A 22,026-nucleotide genomic window follows, 5' to 3' on the forward strand; every position below is an offset into this window, starting at 1 on the left:
ATCCAGCAAAGTCAAACAAGTCCAGAACCCTACACCACGATACATACCCCTGCCGCGGGGTGGAGCAGCCCGGTAGCTCGTCAGGCTCATAACCTGAAGGTCACAGGTTCAAATCCTGTCCCCGCACCCAAACTCCCGCAGGCGAATTGAAGGTCGATACGGTCGTATCGGCCTTTTTTGATGTCCGCATTTACCACTCATGGTGGTATTTTGGCGACAGGCGGGCCGCCGCGCGCGAATTTTTCTGGCCTGTGGCCGCCTCCCGTCCATATTCTCCGTGCAAAGGCCATAGCGCGTGCCGCAGTTTTGCGTCATGAGTTGCTGTGGAAGGACGCGGGCCGGCAATTGGCCCGTCGATTGAGGTTTTGAGGATAAGATGGCGAACGGTGTCGTTAAGTGGTTCAACCCGGCCAAGGGCTTTGGCTTCATTCAGCCCGAGGACGGCGGCCAGGACGTGTTCGTCCACATCGCCGCGGTTGAACGTTCGGGCCTGTCGGGCCTGAACGAAGGCGATCAAGTGGCTTATGAGCTGGAAGAGGACCGCCGCTCGGGCAAGACCTCGGCCGGCAACCTGCGTGTGACCGGCCATGGCGCCGCTCCGGCCGGCGGCGCTCCGCGTCGTCCGCAACGCAGCTTCGACGCCCCGCGCGGCGGCGGCTACGGCGGCGGCGGCGGCACCGGCGAAGCCGGTACGGGCGTCGTGAAGTGGTTCAACAGCACCAAGGGCTTCGGCTTCATCCAGCCGGACAACGGCGGTGGCGACATCTTCGTGCACATCTCGGCCGTCGAGCGTGCGGGCCTGCGCGGCCTGAACGAAGGCCAGCAAGTCGGCTACGAGCTGGAGCAAGACCGTCGCTCGGGCAAGACCTCGGCCGGCAACCTGCGCATCCTCTAAGCCTCACGCGCGCCGATCGCTCGCGGTCGGCGCCTGACGCCTGAATGCAAGAAGGCCCCGCTGGGGCCTCCGTCATCCTGGGATGGCTGGAGGCTCCGGCGGGGCCTTTTCGCGTTCTGCGGTCTCGACTGAAGTCCCCGGGCGGCCGAAGCCGCCGGGAGACCGGATCAGAGGCCCTGGGCGGCGGCGCGCTCGGCGGCGGCCTGGTTCACCGCCAGGGCGGTCATGTTGACGATGCCGCGGGCCGTGACGCTGGGCGTCAGCACGTGCACCGGGCGGCTCATGCCCAGCAGGATCGGGCCGACCAGCAGGGCCTCGGTGGCGGCCGTCAGCAGGGTCAGGCTGATGTTGGCCGCGTCCAGGGTCGGCATGACCAGCAGGTTGGCCGAGCCCTTCAGGGTGCTGTCGCCGACCAGGCGGTCGCGCAGGGCCTGGGAGAGGGCGGCGTCGGCGTGCATCTCGCCGTCGACCTCGAGCTCGGGTGCGGCCGAGCGCACCATGGACAGGGCCTCGCGCATCTTGCGGGCGGTCGGCGAGTTGCTGGCGCCGAACGAGGAGTGCGACAGCAGCGCGGCCTTCGGCGTCAGGCCGAAACGGCGCACCGATTCGGCCGCCAGCAGGGTCATCTCGGCGATCTGCTCGGCGGTCGGCTCGACATTGACGTGGGTGTCGCAGAAGAACAGCGTGCCGTTGTCGAGGATCAGCGACGACATGGCGTAGACCCGGCCGACGTTTTCGCGCTTGGGGATGATCGGCAGCACGTAGGTCATGTGCTGCCACCAGTCGCCGCTGCCGCCCACCAGGGCCGCGTCGACATGGCCGGTCTGCAGCAGCATCGAGGCGGCCACCGTGCGACGGCCCTCGACGCGGCGCTTGGCGGCCAGGGGCGGCACGCCGCGGCGGCCGACCAGGTTCTGGTACTGGCCGACGATCGGCTCGAACACCTCGTGGTCGGCCAGCGGGTCGAGGATCTCGACGCCGCCGCCCAGGTCGAGGCGCAGGCCCATCTCGGCGACCTTGGCCTTGATGACGTCGCGGCGGCCGATCAGCACCGGCGCGGCCAGGCCGTCGTCGACCACGGTCTGCACGGCGCGCAGGACCCGTTCGTCCTCGGCCTCGGCGTAGGCGACGCGCACCTTGGCGGCCTTGGTGGCCTTGCGGGCGCGCTCGAACACCGGGCGCATCAGCTGGCCCGAGCGGTAGACGAACAGCTCCAGTTCGGCGCGGTAGGCGTCGAAGTCGGCGATCGGACGCGTAGCCACGCCCGTCTCCATGGCCGCGCGGGCCACGGCCGGGGCGATCTGCAGGATCAGGCGCGGATCGAAGGGCTTGGGGATGATGTACTGGGCGCCGAACATCGGGGCTGCGCCGCCATAGGCGCTGGCGACCACTTCGCTGGCTTCGGCGCGGGCGAGCTCGGCGATGGCCTCGACGGCCGCCACCTTCATCGCCTCGTTGATCTCCGAGGCGCCGACGTCGAGCGCGCCGCGGAAGATGAACGGGAAGCAGAGGACGTTGTTGACCTGGTTGGGATAGTCGCTGCGGCCGGTGGCCATGATGGCGTCGGGGCGGTCGGCGTAGACCAGCTCGGGCAGGATCTCCGGATCCGGATTGGCCATGGCCAGGATCAGCGGCTTTTCGGCCAGCAGCGGCAGCCACTCGGGCTTGAAGACGCGCGGGGCCGACAGGCCCAGGAAGATGTCGGCGCCGGGCAGCACGTCGGGCAGGGTGCGCGCGTCGGTCGGACGGGCGTAGCGGGCCATGTTCTCGGGCATGTCCGGATCACGGCCGGCGTAGACCACGCCCTTGATGTCGGTGAGCGTCACGTTCTCGACCGGCAGGCCCATCGAGACCAGCAGGTCGACGCAGGCCAGGGCCGCGGCGCCGGCGCCCGAGGTGACGAGCTTGACGTCCTTCAGCGCCTTGCCCTGGACGAGCAGGGCGTTGCGGACGGCGGCGGCGCAGACGATGGCGGTGCCGTGCTGGTCGTCGTGGAAGACCGGGATGTTCATCCGCTCGCGCAGGGCGCGCTCGATGACGAAGCACTCCGGCGCCTTGATGTCTTCCAGGTTGATGCCGCCGAAGGTGGGCTCGAGCGCGGCCACCACCTCGATGAAGCGGTCGGGATCCTTGGCGTCGACCTCGATGTCGAAGACGTCGATGCCGGCGAACTTCTTGAAGAGGACGGCCTTGCCCTCCATCACCGGCTTGGAGGCCAGCGGGCCGATGTCGCCCAGGCCCAGCACGGCGGTGCCGTTGGWGATCACGGCGACCAGGTTGCCGCGSGCGGTGTAGTCGCGGGCTAGATCGGGATCCTCGGCGATGGCTACGCAGGGGGCGGCGACGCCGGGGGAGTAGGCCAGGGCGAGGTCGCGCTGGGTGGCCATCCGCTTGGTGGCCTCGATCTGCAGTTTTCCGGGCCGCGGCAGCCGGTGGTAGTCCAGGGCGGCTTTACGGAAATCCTCGTCCATCATCGATCCTTCGCGGGTGTTCTGCGCAGCGCTGTGAAAGCGGGCCGTCTTTTCGCGCTCGTCGGATGGCGAACGCTCGCGGCCCGTCTGGCCGTGTAGCTACCGGGGTTGGCCGCGCATTTCCAACCTTACGCAGCGTCCTGGGCCCATTTTTTGCGATTCTGCGGCCAGGACGCGTCGGTCCGCGAGCGCGGGACGACCTGCGGTCGAGCGCTGGTAAGTAATAAAAGACTTATATACGCTCAATCGGCGGGCGCTGGGCGCCGCGAGGCTGGGCGAACCGGCGGCGAGCGGGCGCCGCGGGGCCGGTGCGGAACCGGCGACGCTGGACAGGGGCGGCGGACGGTTCCAGCCTTCGGGGGAAGGCGAAAGAGCGTATGATGACCACGAGACTGCAGGGCGCGAGGAAGCAAGAGCGATGAGCGGCCTGACGACCCATATTCTCGACACCGCCGCCGGCCGCCCGGCCGCTGGAGTGGCCGTGCGCGTGCTGCGTCGCATCGAAGGGCCGCCGGTCCTCCTGAAGGCGACGCTCACCGACGCCGACGGCCGCGCGCGGCTGGTCGAGGGCGAGGCGCTGGAGGTCGGCGGCTATCGCCTGGAGTTCGAGGTCGCCGCCTATTTCGCCGCCAGCGGGACCAAGGTCTCCGATCCGCCGTTCCTCGACGTGGTGACGATCGATTTCGCCGTGGCCGACGCGGCCCAGCATCACCACGTGCCGCTGCTGGTGTCGCCGTTCGGCTATTCCACCTACCGGGGCAGCTGAGATGGGCGGAACGATCCGTTTCCTGCTGGACGGCGAGGTGCGGGAGGCGGCGGGCGTCGACCCGACCACCACCCTGCTGGAGCATCTGCGCGGGCCGCTGCGCCGGACCGGAACCAAGGAGGGCTGCGCCGAGGGCGACTGCGGCTCGTGCACCGTGCTGGTGGGCGAGCTGACCACGGGCGATGATCTGGATCCGGTCAACTGGCGGGCGGTCAACGCCTGCATCCAGTTCCTGCCGATGCTGGACGGCAAGGCGGTGATGACCGTCGAGAGCCTTTCCACCCAGACCATGGCCGGATGCGAGGGAAAGCCGCATCCCGTGCAGCAGGCGATGATCGACAAGCACGGCTCGCAATGCGGGTTCTGCACGCCTGGCATCGTCATGTCGCTGTACGGCCGGGCCGTCGGCGCCTGCGGGGCCGGCGCGCCGGTCGAGGACGTGCTGGCGGGCAATCTCTGCCGCTGCACCGGCTATGGCCCGATCCTGGAGGCCGCGCGCGAGGTGGTGCGCGAGCCCGCGCCCGACGTGGCCGCGCCGCTGAAGGCGATCCAGCGCCAGACCATGCTGAGCCTGGCCCACGAGGATCCGGTGCGCGGGGTCACCCGCCGCTGGCTGGCGCCGCGCAGCCTGGCCGAACTGGCCGCCGCCGCCGAGGCCAATCCCGACGCGGCCTTCGTGGCCGGGGCCACGGACGTCGGCCTGTGGGTCACCAAGCTGAGAAAGCCGCCGGAGGTCATGATCGACATCGGCCGCGTGCCGGAGCTGAAGACCATCGGCCGGGTGGGCGATGCTTTGCGGATCGGCGCGGGCGTGCGCTATGTCGAGGCCATCGAGACCCTGAGCGCCCGCTATCCGGGCCTGTCGGACATGATGCGGCGGCTGGGTTCGACCCAGGTGCGCAACAGCGGCACGATCGGCGGCAACATCGCCAACGGCTCGCCGATCGGCGACATGCCGCCGGCCCTGATCGCCCTGGGCGCCCGGCTGGTGCTGCGCCGGGGCGAACAGACCCGCGAGATCGCGCTGGAGGACTTCTTCATCGCCTACGGCAAGCAGGACCGCCAGCCGGGCGAGTTCGTCGAGGCGGTGATCGTGCCGCGCGGCCCGGCGGGCCGGATCTTCAAGGTCTACAAGCTGTCCAAGCGCTTCGACCAGGACATCTCGGCTGTCTGCGCCGCCTTCGCCATCACCGTGGTCGACGGCGTGGTGATCGAGGCGCGGGTCGCGTTCGGCGGCATGGCCGGCACGCCCAAGCGGGCCGACGCCTGCGAGGCGGCGCTGCTGGGCGCGCCCTGGACGCGCGAAAGCGTCGAGGCGGCCGCCGCCAGGCTGGACGAGGACTACACGCCGCTTTCGGACATGCGGGCCTCGGCCGACTATCGGGCGCGGGCGGCGCGCAACCTGCTGGTCCGGGCCTTCATCGAGAGCGCTGAGCCCGGCGTGGCGACCAGCGTGCTGGCGGAGGCGGCCCATGGCTGACTCCGGCGCTTCGCTGAAAGTCACTCCGTTCCAGGGCGTTCACGCCTCGGTTCCGCACGACAGCGCCCTGCGCCACGTGACCGGGACGGCGATCTATGTCGACGATCTGCCCGAGCCGGCCGGCATGCTGCACGTGCATCTGGGCATGAGCACGCGGGCCCACGCGCGGATCGCAGCGATGGACCTGTCGGCCGTGCGCGCCTCGCCCGGCGTGGTGCGGGTGCTGACCGCCGACGACATTCCCGGCGAGAACGACGTCAGCCCGGTGATCCACGACGACAGGCTGTTCGCGCAAGGCGAGGTCTATTGCGTTGGCCAGAGCCTGTTCGCTGTGGCCGCGACCTCGATCGCCGCCGCCCGCGCTGCCGCCGCCAAGGCCGTGATCACCTACGAGGATCTGCCGGCGGCGATCACGATCGAGGACGCGGCGAAGGCCGAGCTGAAGATCGAGGCCAGCCAGCGCATGGCGCGCGGCGACGCCGAGGCGGCGATCGCCGCCTCGCCAAATCGGGTTCGAGGCCGGTTCGCGATCGGCGGCCAGGACCACTTCTATCTGGAGGGCCAGGCCTCGCTGGCGACCCCGCGCGAGGAGGGCGACGTCCACGTCTGGTGCTCGACCCAGCACCCCACCGAGGTGCAGCACCTGATCGCCCGCGTTCTGGGCCGTCCCGACCACGCCGTGACGGTGGAGGTGCGGCGGATGGGCGGCGGCTTCGGCGGCAAGGAGACGCAGGCCTCGCTGTTCGCGGCGGCCGCGGCCCTGGTGGCGGTCAAGACCGGCCGCCCGGCCAAGTGCCGGCCCGACCGCGACGAGGACATGGTCATGACCGGCAAGCGGCATGACTTCGAGGTGGCCTACGACGTCGGCTTCGACGACGAGGGGCGGCTGGAAGGGATCAAGCTGGAGCTCTCTTCGCGCTGCGGGGCGACGACGGATCTTTCGCCGGCCATCAACGACCGGGCGATGTTCCATGCCGACAACGCCTACTACCTGCCGGCGGTCGAGATCGTCTCGCACCGCTATCGCACCCACACCGTCTCCAACACCGCCTTCCGGGGCTTCGGCGGGCCGCAGGGCATGGCGGCGATCGAGCGGGTGATGGACGCGGTGGCGCAGGCGGCGGGTCTCGACCCGCTGGAGGTGCGCCGGCGCAACCTCTATGGCGGCCATGGCGAAGGAGCGAGCCGCAATCTGACGCCCTACTATCAGGTGGTGGAAGACAACGTCGCGCCGGAGCTGATCGAGGACCTGGCGCGCTCGTGCGACTATCAGGCCCGGCAGCGGGCGGTGGACGCCTTCAACGCCGCCAATCCGATCCTCAAGAAGGGCCTGGCCCTGACGCCGGTGAAGTTCGGGGTCTCGTTCACGACGACGCACCTGAACCAGGCCGGCGCGCTGATCCACATCTATGCCGACGGCTCGATCATGCTGAACCACGGCGGCACCGAGATGGGGCAGGGGCTCTACATCAAGGTCGCGCAGGTGGCGGCCGAAGCGTTCCAGGTGCCGCTCGACCGGGTGAAGATCACCTCGACCACCACCGACAAGGTGCCCAACACCTCGGCCACGGCGGCCTCGTCGGGAGCGGACCTCAACGGCATGGCGGTGCTGGACGCGGCGGGCAAGCTGAAGGGGCGGCTGGTCGCCTTCGCCGCGCAGAAGTGGGGCGTGGATCCCTCGCAGGTGGCCTTCACGCCCGAGGGCGTGCGGATCGGCGGCGAGACGCTGAGCTTTCCCGATTTCTGCCGCCAGGCGTACCTGGCGCGGATCTCGCTGTCGGCCACCGGCTTCTACGCCACGCCCAAGATCGCCTACGACCGCAAGACCCATCGCGGGCGGCCGTTCTACTACTTCGCCTATGGCGCGGCCTGCAGCGAGGTGGTGATCGACACCCTGACCGGCGAGACCAAGGTGCTGCGCGCCGACATCCTGCATGACGTGGGGCGCTCGCTGAACCCGGCCATCGATCTTGGCCAGGTCGAGGGCGGCTTCATCCAGGGCATGGGCTGGCTGACGACGGAAGAGCTGGTCTACGACGCCAAGGGCGTGCTGAAGACCCACGCCCCCTCGACCTACAAGATCCCGACGGCCAGCGACCGGCCCCGCGTGCTGAACGTCGCCCTGTGGGAGCCCGGCCGCAACGCCGAGCCGACCGTGCACCGCTCCAAGGCCGTGGGCGAGCCGCCGCTGATGCTGGCGATCTCGGTGTTCTCGGCGATCACCCGGGCGGTGGCGGCGGTCGCCGATCACAAGGTGATGCCGAACCTGGATGCGCCGGCGACGCCCGAGGCGGTGCTGATGGCGGTCGAAGACGTGCGGAGGCGGGCGGCCGATGCGTGAGGTCGTCTATCTCACACCTCTCCCAGAGGGAGAGGGAGGGGCCCACGCCGTCAGGCGTGGGAGGGTGAGGGGGTACACCTTCAACCGTCTTACCCCCTCACCCTCCCACCGCTGCGCGGCGGGCCCCTCCCTCTCCCCATGGGAGAGGTTTGATTTTGTGGGAGCGGCGTCGTGCTGAACGCTCACAAGAACTGGGCGCGCGCGGCCCTGTCGCGGCTGGACGCCAATGACAACGCCGCGCTCGTCACCGTGCTGGCCACCGAGGGCTCGGCGCCGCGCGAGGCGGGGACCAAGATGGTGGTCTGGGAGGGCGGCCAGTCGGGCACGATCGGCGGCGGAAACCTGGAGCACCAGGCGACCAGCCAGGCGCGGCGGATGCTGACCGGATCGCAGGCCGCCTTCGCGATCCAGGACTATCCGCTGGGGCCGCTGTTGGCCCAGTGCTGCGGCGGCCGGGTGCGGCTGATGATCGAGCGGGTCGAGGCCGCCAGCCGCGACTGGCTGACCGAGGCCGCGCGCCGGATGGACGCCGACCAGCCGTTCGAGCTGCGCACGCGCTTCGACCCGGGCCTGCTGAGCAAGACCATCGCCCCCATAGCGGCGCTGGACGCCGATCCGCCGGCCGTGGCGCTGGGCGGCTCGCCCGCCGCTGCGCGCGGGCGCCGGCCCGAGCTCGGCGACGAACTGGTCGAGCGCAGCGAGGCGCCGCGCCGGCCGCTGCTGCTGTTCGGCGCGGGCCATGTGGGCCAGGCCATCGCGCGGGCCTTCGCGCCGCTGCCGTTCAAGCTCTTCTGGTACGACAGCCGCCCCGAAGCGGCCGAGGTTCCCGGGGTCATCGTGCGCGAGCCGGCCGAACTGGCGGCCCTGGCCATGGGCGCGACGCCGGAGGCCTATGGCCTGATCCTGACCCACGACCACGCGCTGGACTACGCGCTGGCCTCGGCGGGCCTGGCAGGCGGGGGCTTTGCCTATCTCGGGCTGATCGGTTCGAAGACCAAGCGGGCGCGGTTCATGCACCGGCTGCGCGACGACGGCTTTTCCGAACTGGCGCTGAACCGCCTGACCTGCCCGATCGGCCTGCCGGGGCTGAAGAGCAAGGCCCCGGAGGTGATCGCCGTGTCGGTGGCCGCCGACCTCTTGATGCGGCTGGAAGCCGCCCAGGCCAGCAACGACGAGGGGTTTCGTGCAAGCGTATAGGGCGTCGATCCTCCACCTGACTGGGGATCCGACGAAGAGCGGGGAGGCCGTGGCCTTCCACGAGGACGGCCTGCTGGTCGTCGGCGAGGGGCGGGTGGTCGCGTGCGGCGACTACGCCGCGCTGGCGCCGGCGCATGCCGATGTTCCGGTCGAGGACCTTTCGGGCTGCTGGATCACGCCGGGCTTCGTCGACACCCACATCCACTTTCCGCAGGTCGACATCGTCGCCGCCCATGGCGCGCAGCTGCTCGACTGGCTGGAGCAGCACACCTTTCCGGCCGAGGCGGCCTTCGCCGATCCGCAGCACGCCCGCGAGACGGCGACCTTCTTCGTCGACGAGCTGCTGCGCAACGGCACCACGACGGCGCTGGTGTTCGGCTCGGTGCACAAGGGTTCGGTCGACGCCCTGTTCGCCGAGGCCTTCGCGCGCGACATGCGGCTGATCGCCGGCAAGGCCCTGATGGACCGCAACGCTCCGCCGGGCCTGACCGACACCGTCGAGGGCGCGCGGGCCGACATGGAGACGCTGATCGCCGACTGGCACGGCAAGGGCCGGCTCGGCTACGCGGTCACGCCGCGCTTCGCCATCAGCTGCACCGACGCCCAGCTGGAGATGGCCGGCCAGGTGCTGGCGCAGCATCCGGGCGTCTGGATGCAGACCCACCTGTCGGAAAACCCCCGCGAGATCGTCGAGACCGCCGAACTGTTTCCGGGGGCTGCCGACTATCTCGACGTCTACGAGCGGTTCGGCCTGGTGCAGAAGCGTTCGGTGTTCGCCCACTGCGTCCACCTGCAGGGCGAGGCGTTCCAGCGGCTGGCGGCCAGGGACGCGGCGGTGTCGTTCTGCCCGACCTCGAACCTGTTCCTGGGGTCTGGCCTGTTTCCGCTGCCGACGGCCTGCCAGCACGGGGTGAAGGTGGGCATCGGCACCGATGTCGGCGCCGGCACCACCTTCTCGATCCTCCACACCCTGGGCGAGGCCTACAAGGTGGGCCAGCTGCGCGGGCAGGCGCTGGATCCGTTCCACGCGCTGTACCTGGCCACCCTGGGCGGCGCGCGGGCGCTGGACCTGGACGACCGCATCGGCAACCTGGCCCCCGGCAAGGAAGCCGATTTCCTGGTGCTGGACCTGGCCGCCACGCCGCTGCTGGAGCGCCGGCTGAAGGCGGCCAAGGGACTGGAAGACCGGCTGTTCGCCCTTACCGTGCTGGGGGATGACCGGGTGGTGGCCCGGACGTATCTGGCGGGCGTGGAGCGGTGGCGGAAGTAGGCGAGGGCTGAAGAACAGGAACCTCCCCCCTGTGGGGGAGGTGTCGCCGAAGGCGACGGTGGGGGGACGTTTTCAGCTTCCGCGGACCTGGCCGATCTCGCAATAACTCCCCCCACCGACCGCTGCGCGGTCGCCTCCCCCAGAGGGGGAGGTTCTCTCGCTTACCCCACCACCCCGTTCATCGTCCGCGCATAGAGCGCCAGCAGCCGGTCCGCATCCACGGCGATCGCCGCGCTGTGGATCGGCTGGTCGTCCCAGGCGGACGGGCCGAAGAGTTCGCCTTCGACCTTCTGCAGGGTCTGGCCAAGGGCGATGCCCTCGGTGACCACGCGCACCGAGCCGCGGCGGACCTCGAACAGGCTTTCGTCGATGACATAGGCCACGGCGGCGGCGTCGTGGACGCAGCAGCCGACGATGCCGTCGCGGCCGCCGTAGAAGGCGGCGTAGGGCTTGGAGATGGCGTTCAGGAACTGGCCGGCCGGACCGGCCGAGGCTTCCAGCGCCTCCATGAAGTCGGGGCTCATGATCACCTGGGTGGTGACGTCCAGGCCGATGACGGTGACGTGCCACGGGGCGGTGAACACGCGGTCGGCGGCTTCCGGATCGTTCCAGATGTTGGCTTCGGCCACCGGGGTGACGTTGCCCGGCTTGCCGGCGACGGCGAAGGCGCCGCCCATGATCACCACGCCCTTGAGCAGGGTGGCCACTTCCGGATCGGCTTCGAGGGCCAAGGCGAGGTTGGTCAGCGGGCCGACGGCGACCAGGGTGATCTCGCCGGGATTGGCGCGGGCGATGTCGATGATCGCCTGGTGCGCGGGCTTGGCTTCCGGCTGGGCGGGAACCAGGCCCGTCAGCTCGACGTCGCCCAGGCCGTTCTCGCCGTGCACGAAGGTGGGCGAGGGGTTGCGCGGGCGCGAGAGCGGCTTGTCCGTGCCCTTGTAGACCGGGGCGGCCAGGCCGAAGCGATCCTTCAGATAGAGGGCGTTGCGAGTGGTGGTGTCGATGTCGGCGTTGCCGAACACGGTCGTCACCGCCACCAGGTCGAGCGCGGGGCTGGCCTCGATGAACAGCAGGGCCATGGCGTCGTCGATGCCGGGATCGGTGTCGAAGATGATCTTGGTCGTCATCGGTCTTCTTGTCTGCGGACCCGGCGGAAGGCCGGGAAAGCCGATGACCTTAGCCGTCCAAGGCGGCGCGGGCATGTCAAAACGACAACGGCCCGGGCGTTTTTCAACGCCCGGGCCGCCGTTTGCTTCAAGTCTTCGTTCGCTTAGCGGCGGGCGCTCAGCGAGATGCCGACCACGCGCGGCTCGTTGACGAAGCCGGTCAGGTTGTTGAAGTCGATGCCGCCGCGCAGGTTCACCTCGTTGGTGATGTTGCGGGCGAACACGGCCACTTCGTACGCGCCGTCGGTGCGGGCGTAGCCCAGCTTCAGGCCGCCTTCGAAGGTGTCCTTGCTGTTGAACTCCTTGCTCTCGTAGAGGAAGAGGTTCGTGTAGCCCTGACGGAACCAGTCGGTTTCAGCGAAGAGTTCGCCATTGGCGCCGACCGGCACGTTGTAGCGGGCGCCGAAGTTCAGGATGTATTCCGGCGCGTTCGGGAACGGGTTGCCGTTGACCAGGGCCTGGCCGGCGCTGTTCAGCGGATCGGTCACGGTGCACTGGGCGCAGACGGCCACGGCAAGGCTCGAGTCCTTGATCTTGGTGTGGCTGTAGCTGTAGCCGGCGGTGACCAGCAGGTTCGAGGTCACCTTCCACTCGCCGTCGAGTTCGACGCCGTAGGCCTCGCCCTTCTTGGCGTTGATCAGGCGGTTGGAGTTGCTGCCGCCGCCGACCGCGCTGAACTGCGGGTCGTCGATGGTGTAGGTGAACACCGCGCCGTTCAGGCGGACGCGACGCTCGAACAGCTCGCTCTTAACACCGGCTTCCCACGACAGGATGGTTTCCGACTGGGCGACCGAGGCCGGGCTGCCGAAGGCGATGTCGCGGCCCTGGATCGACGGGCCGCGGAAGCCGCGGGCCACCTTGCCGTAGACGCTGACGTCGTCATTGACGGCGTAGAAGGCCGACAGGTCCCAGCTGACTTCGCTGTCGGACACCGAGACCGGAGCCGAGGCGCCGAACGGCGAGGACAGGACGGCCATGTCCTTGTCGTCGTCGGTCCAGCGGACGCCGGCGGTCACCTTTAGGGCGTCGGTGAACTGGTAGGTCCCCTGACCGAACACGGCCCACGAGGTGTTCTTGTGCTCCAGGGTGCTGRGGGCGACGAAGAACGGGTTGGTCGAAACGGTGAAGGCCGACTTGAAGTAGTAGGCGCCGACCTGCCAGCTGGCCTTGCCGTCGGTGTCGCTGGCCAGGCGGATTTCCTGGGTGACCTGGTCGAGGTCGCCGATGGAGTCCTGGGTGTCGGAGTCGAACGGGATGAAGCCCGGGCCGACGCCGGCCACGCCGCCGTCGATGTCGCCGCGGCTGCGGCCGTTGGCAGTTTCATAGGCGCTGATCGAGGTCAGCTTCACGCCGCCGAAGTCGTGGTCGATCTTCAGCGAGACGCCGGTCGAGTCGTACTCCTGCGGGTTGTTGGCGCCGCCGTTGTAGCTGACCTTGTCGCGGTCGAAGTTCGAATTGATCTTGTTGCTGCCGGCCGTGAGGATGTTGGCGCGGAAGACCGCGGCCGTGCCGTCCAGCGAACGGGTGTGGGCGATGGCCAGGATCGAGGTGTCCTCGGTCGGGGTGGCCAGGATCTGCAGGCGCGCGGCCTTTTCATCGTAGCCGCCCAGCGCGTCCTTCACGCCGGTGAAGCTGTTGTCGATGTAGTCGTCGCGGTGCTGGTACAGGGCCGAGGCGCGGACGGCCAGCTTGCCCGGGACGATGGCGCCGCCGACGCCGCCTTCGAAGGTGGCCGAGCCGTACGAGCCGTAGGTGGCCGTGCCGTTGGCGCGGAAGTCTTCGCTCGGCTTGACGGTGTCGAACTTGACGATGCCGGCGGTGGTGTTGCGGCCAAACAGCGTGCCTTGCGGACCGCGCAGGACTTCGACCTGCTCGACGTCATAGACCGGCGAGGACTTGAGCACGACGTTCTCGAGGACGACGTCGTCCATGATCACCGACACCGGCTGCGAGGCGGCCAGGTCGAAGTCGGCGTTGCCCAGGCCGCGGATGTAGAAGCGCGGGGCGGCGCGGCCGTTGGAGCTTTCGATGTAGAGGCCGGGGACGCGGCTCGACAGGGCCAGCACGTCTTCGCCGGCGGCGAAGATCGAGGCCAGTTTCTCGCCCGAGACGGCGGCGACGGAGACCGGCACGTCCTGGATGTTTTCCGAGCGCTTCTGGGCGGTGACGATCACGTCGTCGAGGGCGACCGGCGTATCCTGGGCGAAGGCCGGGGCCGCGACGGCGGCGGCCAGCAGGAGAGCGCCGAACGCGGCGCCGGAGCGCAGCTTGGCTTGATTGGTCATGTCGAAATCCCCTTCGAACACCGGTGGAGGAGCCGGTTGCGGGGTGCAATGCACAATGGCGTCGCTGAAATCAAAAGGCTTGATGACGACTCGGTATCGACTCCGTGAAGTTTGTTCTGGGGCTGTCACTATTTGACCACGCTGCGACAGCGGCGCCCAAAACTAGATCATAAGTCAGGACATACTTACTTACTGTCCTTGTGCGGAGCGTCTTGGGCTTATGGCGCAAGGCGTTGGTCGGCGCCGCCCTGAAGCAGGGAAACGTGCGCGGACACGATTTTCCAGCCCGCTTCGGTGCGCAGCCAGGTCTGGCTCTGGCGACCGGGCTGTTTTGCCCCGGTTCTGAGGAATTCGACGTTGGCGATCGCGAAATCACGCCCAAAAGTGGTGATTTCCGTGCGCAGGCGCTCGCGCAGCGGCGAGCCGCCGGTCCGTCCGATTCGAAAGGCGGCGATCTGCGCGAAGCCGTAGAGGTTCTCGGCGACGCCGTAGCGGACCGTCTGCGGCGCGTCGCGGAAGAAGCCGTCCAGCGCCTCGACGTCGTTGGTCATCAGGGCGGTCTCGTAGGCGTCGACGGCGGCGGTCACCTGCGCCAGCACCTCGGGGTCGTTGATGATCATGCTTTGAACTCTTGGGCAGGCGTTGGGGGACGGTGGGCGGCGATCACGCCGGCCCGTTCCAGGCGCAGGGCGGCGGCGAAGGCCAGGTCTTCGCGCCAGGCCGGCGCAATCAGCTGCACGCCGACGGGCGGCTTGCCGGGACGGTTCACGGGCGCGGCGATCACCGGCAGGCCGATATAGCTGATCGGCTGGGTGTAGGCGCCCAGCGTCTTGCGCACCGAGACCTGGACGCCGGCCAGTTCCATGGTCGCCTGGCCGATCGGCGGGGCGGGGCAGGGGGCGACGGGCGCGAGCAGCAGGTCGAAGTCCTCGAACAGCTTGCGGGCCTCATCCCGGAATACCGGGCGATAGCGGCGGGCGGCGTCGGCGACCTCGTCCGGCAGCAGGGCGCCGGCCAACAGGCGGTCGCGCACGGCCGGGTCGTAGTCGAGGGCGCGGGCGGCCAGGTCGTCGAAGTGCAGGCGGCCGCCTTCCGACGCCGACATGGCGAAGGCGGCGGCGCGGGCGGCCTGGGCGCCGGGCAACTCGACGTCGCGGCGCGCCTGCAGGGCGTCGGCGACGATCTCCAGCGCCTCGACCACCTCGGGAAAGGCGCCTTGCTGGAACCAGCCGCCGAGCACGCCGACCCGCAGGGGCTGTTCGGCCAGGGCGTCGAGGCGGCCCGACAGCGGATCAGCGACCGGCGGCGAAAGCTCGTCGCGCGGATCGGGGCCCTGCAGGGCGTCGTAGGCCGCGGCCAGGTCGGCGGCCGTGCGGGTGAACGGGCCGATGTGGTCCAGGCTATGGACGAACGGGAAGGTCCCGGCCCGCGACAGCCGGCCCAGCGTGGGCTTCATGCCGAACACCCCGCACAGGCTTGCGGGGATGCGGATCGAGCCGTTGGTGTCCGAACCCAGGGTCAGGGGCAGTATCCCGCCGGAGACAGCGGCGGCCGAACCGCCCGACGAGCCGCCGGCGATGCGGGCGAGGTTGTGCGGGTTGCGGGTCGGGCCGTCGTGGGCGTTCTCGGTGACGAAGCCGTAGGCGAACTCGTCCATGTTCAGCGCCCCGACCAGCACCGCGCCGGCCGCCTTCAGGCGGGCGACGGCGGTGGCGTCGGCGGTCGCGGGAGGCGCGCCCCGGCGGATCTTGCTGCCGGCCAGGGTGACGTGACCGGCGACGTCGAACAGGTTCTTGACCGCGAACGGAACGCCGGCCAGCGGACCCAGATCGACGCCGGCGGCGAAGGCGGCGTCCACGGCGTCGGCCTGGGCCAGGGCCTCGGCCTCGAAGACGGCGGTGAAGGCGTTGAACGGCTCGGCCCGGGCGGCGGCCAGCGCCCGCCCGGCGATCTCGCGGGCGGTGGTGCGGCTCTCGCGCAGCGCCTTGCCCAGCCCCTGGATGGTGTCGAAGCTCATGGCTCGAACGCCTCCGTGGCGAAGGCCGGATCGGTCAGGTTCGCAAACAGCGCGGTCTGGTCGCGCAACAGGGCCAGGTTCTCGGCGACGCCGGCGCGGCAGCCTTGCGGAACAGGCAGGCCGAGCTCGGCGCTGCGGGAGTCCAGATAGGCGGCGACCTTGGCGTCGGTGAGGTTTTGGAAGGCCGACAGATCGCCGCCCGACATGGGAAGTCACTCACGCTAGGAAGTAATTGAATACTTCATAGCCAGCCGACGATAACGCCGCCAGCGCGGGTTTTTCAAGCGCTTAAGCTGGAGCGATCGCCTGCCGAATGCGCGACGCGGGTGCAGGCGGCGCCCAGCGCGGAGGCAGGTTTCGCAAAGCGGGGCGCAGGCGGCGGCGCGGGCTTCGCCCCAGCGCCGACGCGGCCGGAGACTGAAGGCCGTTTCAAGTCTTCGGTTCGTCCCGCGCCATGCATCACCACCTCGCCTCCACTCCGGAAACCGTCCGTTTCGGCATCTTCGACGCGGCCTTCGATCCCGTCCTGACCATCCAGTCGGGCGACAGCGTGACGTTCGAGTGCGTGTCGGGCGGCCCGGAGGTGATGCCCAGCGCGGAGTCGTGGCTGACCATCCCGCCGGCCCTGCAGGCGATCCACGACGCCAAGCTGGATCGGATCGGGCCGCACATCCTCACCGGGCCGGTGGCCATCGCCGGGGCCGAGCCGGGCGACACGCTGGAAGTGCGCATCGAGGCCGTGGAGCCCAACAACGACTGGGGTTACTGCGCGGTGCGGCCGCTGGCCGGCACCATCCCCGAGGATTTCCCCGACCGCTATGTCAGCCACATCGCCGTCGACAAGGCGCGCGGGGTTTGCAAGCCGGAATGGGGGCCGGAGCTGCCGCTGCGCCCGTTCTTCGGCACCATGGGCGTGGCCCCGCCGGCCAGGTACGGGCGCCTGTCCAGCCGCGAGCCGCGCGAGCACGGCGGCAACATGGACAACAAGGAGCTGGGCGCGGGCGCGACCCTCTTCCTGCCGGTCTGGGTTCCGGGGGCGAACTTCTCGGCCGGCGACGGCCACGGCCGCCAGGGCGACGGCGAGGTCTGCGTCAACGCCCTGGAGATGGGCCTGACCGGAACCTTCACCTTCATTCTGCACAAGGCGGCCGACACGGCTCCCCTTGGGGCCGTCGCGACCTGGCCGCGCGCCGAGACGCCGACCCACTACATCATCATGGGCTTCAACGAGGACCTGGACCTGGCCATGAAGCAGGCCCTGCGCGGCATGATCGACTTCATCTGCGCCCGCTCGGCCCTGACCCGCGTGCAGGCCTATCAGTTCTGCTCGCTGGCCGTGGACTTCCGCGTCACCCAGACGGTCAACGGCGAGAAGGGCGTCCACGGCCTGCTGGAGAAGGGCGTGCTGTTCTAGGGCGTCCCCCAGACCCGCTCTTCCCCGCCTTCGCGGGGGAGCTCTGTGGGAGGGGGCGGTGTGGATCCGAGCTGGCGCGGCGGCCCTACTTGGTCTGCGCCTTGCCGATCTTGCCCTTCTCGATGATCCAGACGTCCTTGCCGCCGCTGGTGCCGACGGCCAGGGGCATCTTGTAGAGGGTGCTGAGGAACACGTGGGTCTCGACCGGCGTGGGCGAGACGATGTGGCTGGCGAAGGCCAGGGCCGGCTTGCCGTCGGCGGCCTTGGGCTTTTCGATCAGCAGGCACGAGGCCGACAGGGCGTCGACCCGCTTTATCGTCTTGCCGTCGGCGGCGACGAAGATCCGGTAGTGGCCGCCGACCGGAATGGCGCCCGCCGCCGGCGCAGGGGCCAGCAGCCAGACGATCCAGCCGTCGCCGTCCGGGTTCTTGACCATGGCGGTGTTGTAGCCGGCGCGGCAGGTGCTGGCGCCGGTGGTCGCGGCGGCCTGGCGGGCCGAGAAGGCCAGGCGTTCCTCTTCGGTCAGCTTGCGGTCGGCCGGCTCGGTGACCGGACCCGCGCCCTTGCCGTCGACCACGACGTCGTAGCCGACCTCCAGGCCCGCGCCCTTGTCGCGGATGAAGCGGACCTTGGCGGTCTTGCCGTCGTCCTGCACCAGCCAGCCCCGCAGGCCGGCGTTCTGCAGGTCGGGAACTTTGGCGGTCAGGGCGTCGCTGGCCAGCCAGGCGGCGATGTCCTGGCGATAGATGGCGTTCCCGAAGGCCTCGATCTGCGGCAGGTCGTAGGCCTTGATGGGGGCGACGGGCTTGGCAGGCGCCTTGCTGGTGGCGGCGGCGGTCCCGGCCGAGGGCTGGGCGTGCGCGACGCCGGAAAGCAGAAGGGCCAGGCTGAAGGCCAGGGCCGGACGGAACGACGCCACGCAGATACTCCCCCAAACAGGAAAATCGACCGAAGGTAGCGTATGGGCTGCGCACGTCCATGACGAAGGTGGCTGGCCGTGGAGCTTTTCGTCGCGCAACATCAGGCATGGTCGCTCGAGCGGGGGCTCCGGCGCCGATTTCATCGATGCGGAGGGGGAGGGCGTCGTGGGGGACAGATGTGCGGCTCGGGGCGCGTGGAGCGCGCTGTGGCTCGGCGCGGTGGCGCTCGCGGCCGGCGGCTTGGCCGCGGCGGCCGAGCCGGAGACCGTCTATTCCTTTCGCACGATCCTTGCGCCCCGGGATGCGCCCGCCGTGGGCGAGACGCGCGTGGTCGCGCAAGGCTGGGTCAGCGGCGGCCTGTTCACCGAACGCTCGGGGCGGCTCGATCGCGCGGTGTCGAGCGAGGAAGGCGGCTTCACCCTGCCCGAGGGGCAGTTTCTCGCGCTGGCGCGTTCCCGGATGCTGATCGGCTGCACGATCGATCGCGTGAAGATCAGGGCGGGCCGTCCTCACGTCTGCCTGGCGGACGTCGACGGCGACGGGCGGTTCGAGTCGTGGTTTCCGTTCTTCGACGAGATCGTGCTCTTCGCCAACACCCGCAAGGCGCCTCTGGCGAAGATGAAGCCCGTGGCTCCGGTCGGGCTGCGGCCGGTCGACGAAGCCGGGCTCGAAGAGGTCATCCCCGAGGTCGGCTTCGAAATCACGCCGCTCAAGGGACGGCTGGAGTTCTGCCGCACGGTCAAGGGCCAGAGCGACGGCTACTGCACTCACGCGGGGCCGGCGCTCGACAGTTCCGGCCAGGAGGCGACGATCCGAGCCTTTGGCGCGGCGTTTTCCTATCGCCGGCTGGGCGACCGCTATGAGGTGAAGACGATCGCGCCCCTGCGGATCCAGCCCTATGGCGCGGGATCCTGAAGCAGGCTCAGCCCTCCAGCGCCTCGTAAAGCCCTCGCGCCTCGGTCGCGGGGCCCCGGCGTTCGCCGCAGTCGAGGATGCGCACGTTCACCAGCCGGCCGCCGATGGCGAAGACCAGAACGTCGCCGGCCTTGAGCGATCGCGAGGGCTTGTCGATGCGGCTGTCGGGCGCGCCGGCGCGGGTCAGGCGGATGCGGCCCTCGTCGACGAAGCGGGCGGCCATGGAGCGGGTCTTGAAGAAGCGGGCGCGCCACAGCCAGACGTCGGCGCGGCAGTGGTCGTCGTTGTGATGAGCCTCGTCGCTCATGAGGCGGCCTTTTCGGGCGCGGCGGCGGCCGGCTTGCGGCGGCGGGGCTTCTTGCGGCGCGCGGGCGCAGGCGGCGGCTCGGTCAGCTTGGCCAGGGCCGCGAACGGCGAGTCGGGGCGCGCCTTGACCGGCTTGGGCTCCAGCCGCTGGGCGCCGCGGCGCTTCCAGATGATCGGCGCGTCGGGCTTGGCCCGCACGGCCGGGGTGTAGTCGAGCGAGCGCAGCACCGACGAGGCCTCGGCCGGGGTCCAGCCCAGGGCCTCCAGCGCCGCGGGGGTCAGCACCACGCCGCCGGGACGCTGCTCGGCGCGCAGCAGGGCGTCGAGCTTCTCCAGGGTCTCGACCTGGACGAGATGCTTGCCGGCGACGCGCAGGCCGCTGGCGGCCAGGGCGCGGGGCGAGGGAAGCGGCGAGGGCGGGCATACGAGCCCCACCAGCGGGCCGCGCCAGCCGCCGGGATCCAGCGCCCGTGCGCAGGCGATGGCCTCGGACTTCAGCACGCCCGGGCAATAGAGCGAGAAGGCGCCGATGCGCACGCCCAGACTCTTCAGCGCCCGGCGCTCGGCCTGGCTCAGCGCCTTCAGTTCGGGGTCGAGCGGCCGCTTGTCGAGCACGCCGCCGGCTTCGAGCAGGCGGTGGGCGACGCCGCGCGGCAGGCCCTTCAGCTCGCTGCCGGCCAGGGCCTGCTGCAGCTTGCGAAGCGGCGCCAGATGCCGGTCGACCTCGGCGGCCAGGAAGGCGTCGAGGCGGCGCTCGGCCCGCTCGCGCGCCGGGGCGGGGCCAAGCTCGCCCAGCAGGCGGGCGTGGGGCGACATCAGGTCGCCGCCCGAGCGCACGGCCCCGGCCGCCTCGCCGCGCCACAGGATCGCGCCGTCGGGCGTCAGGGCGAAGGCCTCATCCGGCTCGGCGGCCAGCAGGCCCAGGCGCCGGGCGATCTCGGGGCCGACCGCGCGCTGGGCGGCGTTGCGCAGGGCGCGCTCCTCCAGCGGGGTGGCGGCCTTTTCGGGGGTGAAGGTGACGCCGGTCAGCCGGCCGACGACCTGGCCCTCGACGCTGACCTCGCCGTCGGCAGCGACCCCCGCCAGCAGCACCTCGCGCTCGCCCAGCTGCTTCATCAGCACGCTGGTGCGGCGGTCGATGAACCGGGCCATCAGCTTTTCGTGCAGGGTGTCGCTGATCTTGTCTTCCAGTTCGCGGGTGCGGCCCTGCCAGTGGACGGGATTGGCCAGCCAGTCGGGCCGGTTGGCGATGTAGGACAGGGTGCGCACGCCCGACAGGCGCGCGGCCAGGCTGTCGATCTCGCCGTCGGTGCGGTCCAGCGCCTTGAACTGGCCGTTGATCCAGTCTTCCGGCAGGCGCTTGCGGCCCGTGGTCAGGTCGTCGAACAGGGTGCGGACCATCCGCTGGTGGTCGTCGTCGGTGGTCTTGCGGAAGTCGGGCGTCTGGCAGACGTCCCACAGCTTCAGCAGCGCCGAGCGGTCGGTCTTGCAGCGGGCGACGACGTCTTCATGCGTGGCCAGCTTGCGCAGGGTGCGCTCGTCCAGCGCTTCCTGCGAAAGGGTGAGGCCCGTGCGGTTCGGTGGTTCGGACAGCGAGCGCAGCAGGCCCTGCAGCGAGCCGAAGTCGAGGCGTGCGCTGCGCCATTCGGCGGCCAGCACCGGCTGGAAGCTGTGCTCCTCGACGGCCTGGACGAGGTCCTCGTCCATCTCCTCGCAGTCGCCCGTCACCCCGAACGTGCCGTCGCGGGTGTAGCGGCCGGCGCGACCGGCGATCTGGCCCACCTCCTGCGGGTGCAGCCAGCGGGTGCGGCGGCCGTCGAACTTGCGAAGGCCCGCGAAGGCCACGTGGTCGACGTCCATGTTCAGGCCCATGCCGATGGCGTCGGTGGCCACCAGGAAATCGACCTCGCCGCTCTGGTAGAGGGCGACCTGGGCGTTGCGGGTGCGCGGGCTGAGCGAGCCCATGACCACGGCCGCGCCGCCCCGCTGGCGGCGGATCAGTTCGGCGATGGCGTAGACGGCGTCGGTCGAGAAGGCCACGACCGCCGTGCGCCGGGGCAGGCGGGTCAGCTTCTTGGAGCCGGCGTAGGATAGGTTCGAGAACCGCTCGCGGCCGACGATCTCGGCGTCGGGCAGCAGCCGGCGGACCAGCGGGGCCATGGTCGCCGCGCCCAGCAGCATGGTCTCGAACCGGCCGCGGGCGTGCAGCAGGCGGTGGGTGAAGATGTGGCCGCGCTCGGGATCGGCGCACAGCTGGATCTCGTCGATGGCCACGAAGTCGACTTCGCGGCCTAGCGGCATGGCCTCGACGGTGCAGACGAAATAGGCCGCGCGCGGCGGGGTGATCTTCTCCTCGCCGGTGATCAGGGCGACGGCCGCCTTGCCGCGCAGCTTGACGATGCGGTCGTAGATCTCGCGCGCCAGGAGGCGCAGCGGCAGGCCGATCATGCCCGAGCCGTGGCCCAGCATGCGTTCGACGGCCAGATGGGTCTTGCCGGTGTTGGTGGGCCCCAGGACCGCGGTGAGCCGCGACGGGGCGAGGCCGGTGGAACGGTCGCTCATGACCCTCCGAAAGTGGGGCGG

General features: G+C 70.2%; 17 protein-coding genes, 1 tRNA gene and 1 pseudogene. 10 read left to right on the forward strand and 9 right to left on the reverse strand.

Translation table 11 applies throughout. The annotated features are described in order from the left end of the window. Positions 1–53 precede the first annotated feature (53 nt). The 3 genes and pseudogenes from AC1DCG_RS17755 (at position 54) to AC1DCG_RS17765 (ending at position 895) form a co-directional block, all read left to right on the forward strand. Positions 54–130, forward strand: a tRNA-Met gene (locus AC1DCG_RS17755). A 246-nt stretch (positions 131–376) separates the two neighbouring features. Next, positions 377–580, forward strand: a pseudogene (locus AC1DCG_RS17760) (cold-shock protein); the annotation flags it as partial. Between the two features lie 120 nt (positions 581–700). Then, complete coding sequence (locus tag AC1DCG_RS17765; RefSeq protein WP_233245359.1) at positions 701–895, forward strand: cold-shock protein; 195 nt, start codon at positions 701–703, stop codon at positions 893–895. A gap of 167 nt (positions 896–1,062) precedes the next feature. Here the strand turns inward: AC1DCG_RS17765 and AC1DCG_RS17770 are convergent, their stop codons facing one another. Beyond that, complete coding sequence (locus AC1DCG_RS17770) at positions 1,063–3,366, reverse strand: NADP-dependent malic enzyme (protein WP_477041586.1); 2,304 nt, start codon at positions 3,364–3,366, stop codon at positions 1,063–1,065. Positions 3,367–3,784: 418 nt separating this feature from the next. On the opposite strand from AC1DCG_RS17770, the gene uraH reads away from it, so the two are divergent. The 5 genes from uraH to guaD all read left to right on the forward strand — a co-directional run bounded on the left by uraH (position 3,785) and on the right by guaD (position 10,420). Next, positions 3,785–4,132, forward strand: coding sequence for a hydroxyisourate hydrolase (uraH, locus tag AC1DCG_RS17775; RefSeq protein WP_477030409.1), 348 nt, complete (start codon positions 3,785–3,787; stop codon positions 4,130–4,132). Between the two features lies 1 nt (position 4,133). After that, positions 4,134–5,612 carry a xanthine dehydrogenase small subunit gene (gene xdhA, locus AC1DCG_RS17780; protein ID WP_477030410.1) on the forward strand — a complete coding sequence of 493 codons (1,479 nt, stop codon included), beginning with the start codon at positions 4,134–4,136 and terminating at the stop codon, positions 5,610–5,612. Then, positions 5,605–7,953, forward strand: coding sequence for a xanthine dehydrogenase molybdopterin binding subunit (xdhB, locus tag AC1DCG_RS17785; RefSeq protein ID WP_477030411.1), 2,349 nt, complete (start codon positions 5,605–5,607; stop codon positions 7,951–7,953). Before xdhA ends, xdhB begins: the two co-directional genes overlap by 8 nt. Positions 7,954–8,127: 174 nt before the next feature. Next, on the forward strand, positions 8,128–9,150 hold the full coding sequence (xdhC, locus tag AC1DCG_RS17790) for a xanthine dehydrogenase accessory protein XdhC (RefSeq protein WP_477030451.1): 1,023 nt from the start codon (positions 8,128–8,130) through the stop codon (positions 9,148–9,150). After that, positions 9,137–10,420 carry a guanine deaminase gene (gene guaD / locus AC1DCG_RS17795; protein ID WP_477030412.1) on the forward strand — a complete coding sequence of 428 codons (1,284 nt, stop codon included), beginning with the start codon at positions 9,137–9,139 and terminating at the stop codon, positions 10,418–10,420. The genes xdhC and guaD overlap by 14 nt, the downstream gene beginning before the upstream one ends. A 161-nt stretch (positions 10,421–10,581) precedes the next feature. Here guaD and AC1DCG_RS17800 read toward each other — a convergent pair whose 3' ends face one another. The 5 genes from AC1DCG_RS17800 to AC1DCG_RS17820 all read right to left on the reverse strand — a co-directional run bounded on the left by AC1DCG_RS17800 (position 10,582) and on the right by AC1DCG_RS17820 (position 16,094). Further along, positions 10,582–11,547: a nucleoside hydrolase gene (locus tag AC1DCG_RS17800; protein WP_477030413.1), complete on the reverse strand. Its 966-nt coding sequence runs from the start codon at positions 11,545–11,547 to the stop codon at positions 10,582–10,584. 143 nt (positions 11,548–11,690) lie between these two features. Further along, a complete protein-coding gene (locus AC1DCG_RS17805) occupies positions 11,691–13,871 on the reverse strand; it encodes a TonB-dependent receptor (RefSeq protein WP_477041587.1) in 2,181 nt (726 codons plus the stop codon). A gap of 218 nt (positions 13,872–14,089) precedes the next feature. After that, positions 14,090–14,491, reverse strand: coding sequence for an oxalurate catabolism protein HpxZ (gene hpxZ, locus AC1DCG_RS17810; protein ID WP_477030414.1), 402 nt, complete (start codon positions 14,489–14,491; stop codon positions 14,090–14,092). Then, positions 14,488–15,888, reverse strand: coding sequence for an AtzE family amidohydrolase (locus tag AC1DCG_RS17815; protein ID WP_477036820.1), 1,401 nt, complete (start codon positions 15,886–15,888; stop codon positions 14,488–14,490). The genes hpxZ and AC1DCG_RS17815 overlap by 4 nt, the downstream gene beginning before the upstream one ends. Beyond that, positions 15,885–16,094, reverse strand: coding sequence for an AtzG-like protein (locus tag AC1DCG_RS17820; protein WP_477030416.1), 210 nt, complete (start codon positions 16,092–16,094; stop codon positions 15,885–15,887). The genes AC1DCG_RS17815 and AC1DCG_RS17820 overlap by 4 nt, the downstream gene beginning before the upstream one ends. A 248-nt stretch (positions 16,095–16,342) precedes the next feature. Here AC1DCG_RS17820 and AC1DCG_RS17825 point away from each other — a divergent pair, with 248 nt between their 5' ends. After that, entirely contained in the window at positions 16,343–17,302 is a 960-nt protein-coding gene (locus AC1DCG_RS17825) for an acetamidase/formamidase family protein (protein WP_477030417.1), read from the forward strand. 85 nt (positions 17,303–17,387) lie between these two features. Here the strand turns inward: AC1DCG_RS17825 and AC1DCG_RS17830 are convergent, their stop codons facing one another. Beyond that, positions 17,388–18,221 (reverse strand): hypothetical protein, encoded by an 834-nt coding sequence (locus AC1DCG_RS17830; protein WP_477030418.1) that lies wholly within the window; start codon positions 18,219–18,221, stop codon positions 17,388–17,390. 220 nt (positions 18,222–18,441) lie between these two features. Between AC1DCG_RS17830 and AC1DCG_RS17835 the strand changes: the two genes are divergently transcribed. Continuing rightward, the gene (locus AC1DCG_RS17835) at positions 18,442–19,137 is read left to right on the forward strand and encodes a hypothetical protein (protein ID WP_477036821.1); all 696 of its coding nucleotides are present in this window, start codon (positions 18,442–18,444) and stop codon (positions 19,135–19,137) included. A gap of 7 nt (positions 19,138–19,144) precedes the next feature. On the opposite strand, the gene AC1DCG_RS17840 is transcribed toward AC1DCG_RS17835, so the two are convergent. Both AC1DCG_RS17840 and AC1DCG_RS17845 read right to left on the reverse strand, forming a co-directional pair. Further along, positions 19,145–19,444, reverse strand: coding sequence for an RNA-binding S4 domain-containing protein (locus AC1DCG_RS17840; protein WP_101718314.1), 300 nt, complete (start codon positions 19,442–19,444; stop codon positions 19,145–19,147). Then, the gene (locus AC1DCG_RS17845) at positions 19,441–22,005 is read right to left on the reverse strand and encodes a helicase-related protein (RefSeq protein ID WP_477036822.1); all 2,565 of its coding nucleotides are present in this window, start codon (positions 22,003–22,005) and stop codon (positions 19,441–19,443) included. The genes AC1DCG_RS17840 and AC1DCG_RS17845 overlap by 4 nt, the downstream gene beginning before the upstream one ends. Between the last annotated feature and the right edge of the window lie 21 nt (positions 22,006–22,026).

Source organism: Caulobacter sp. 10L414 (assembly GCF_056395525.1).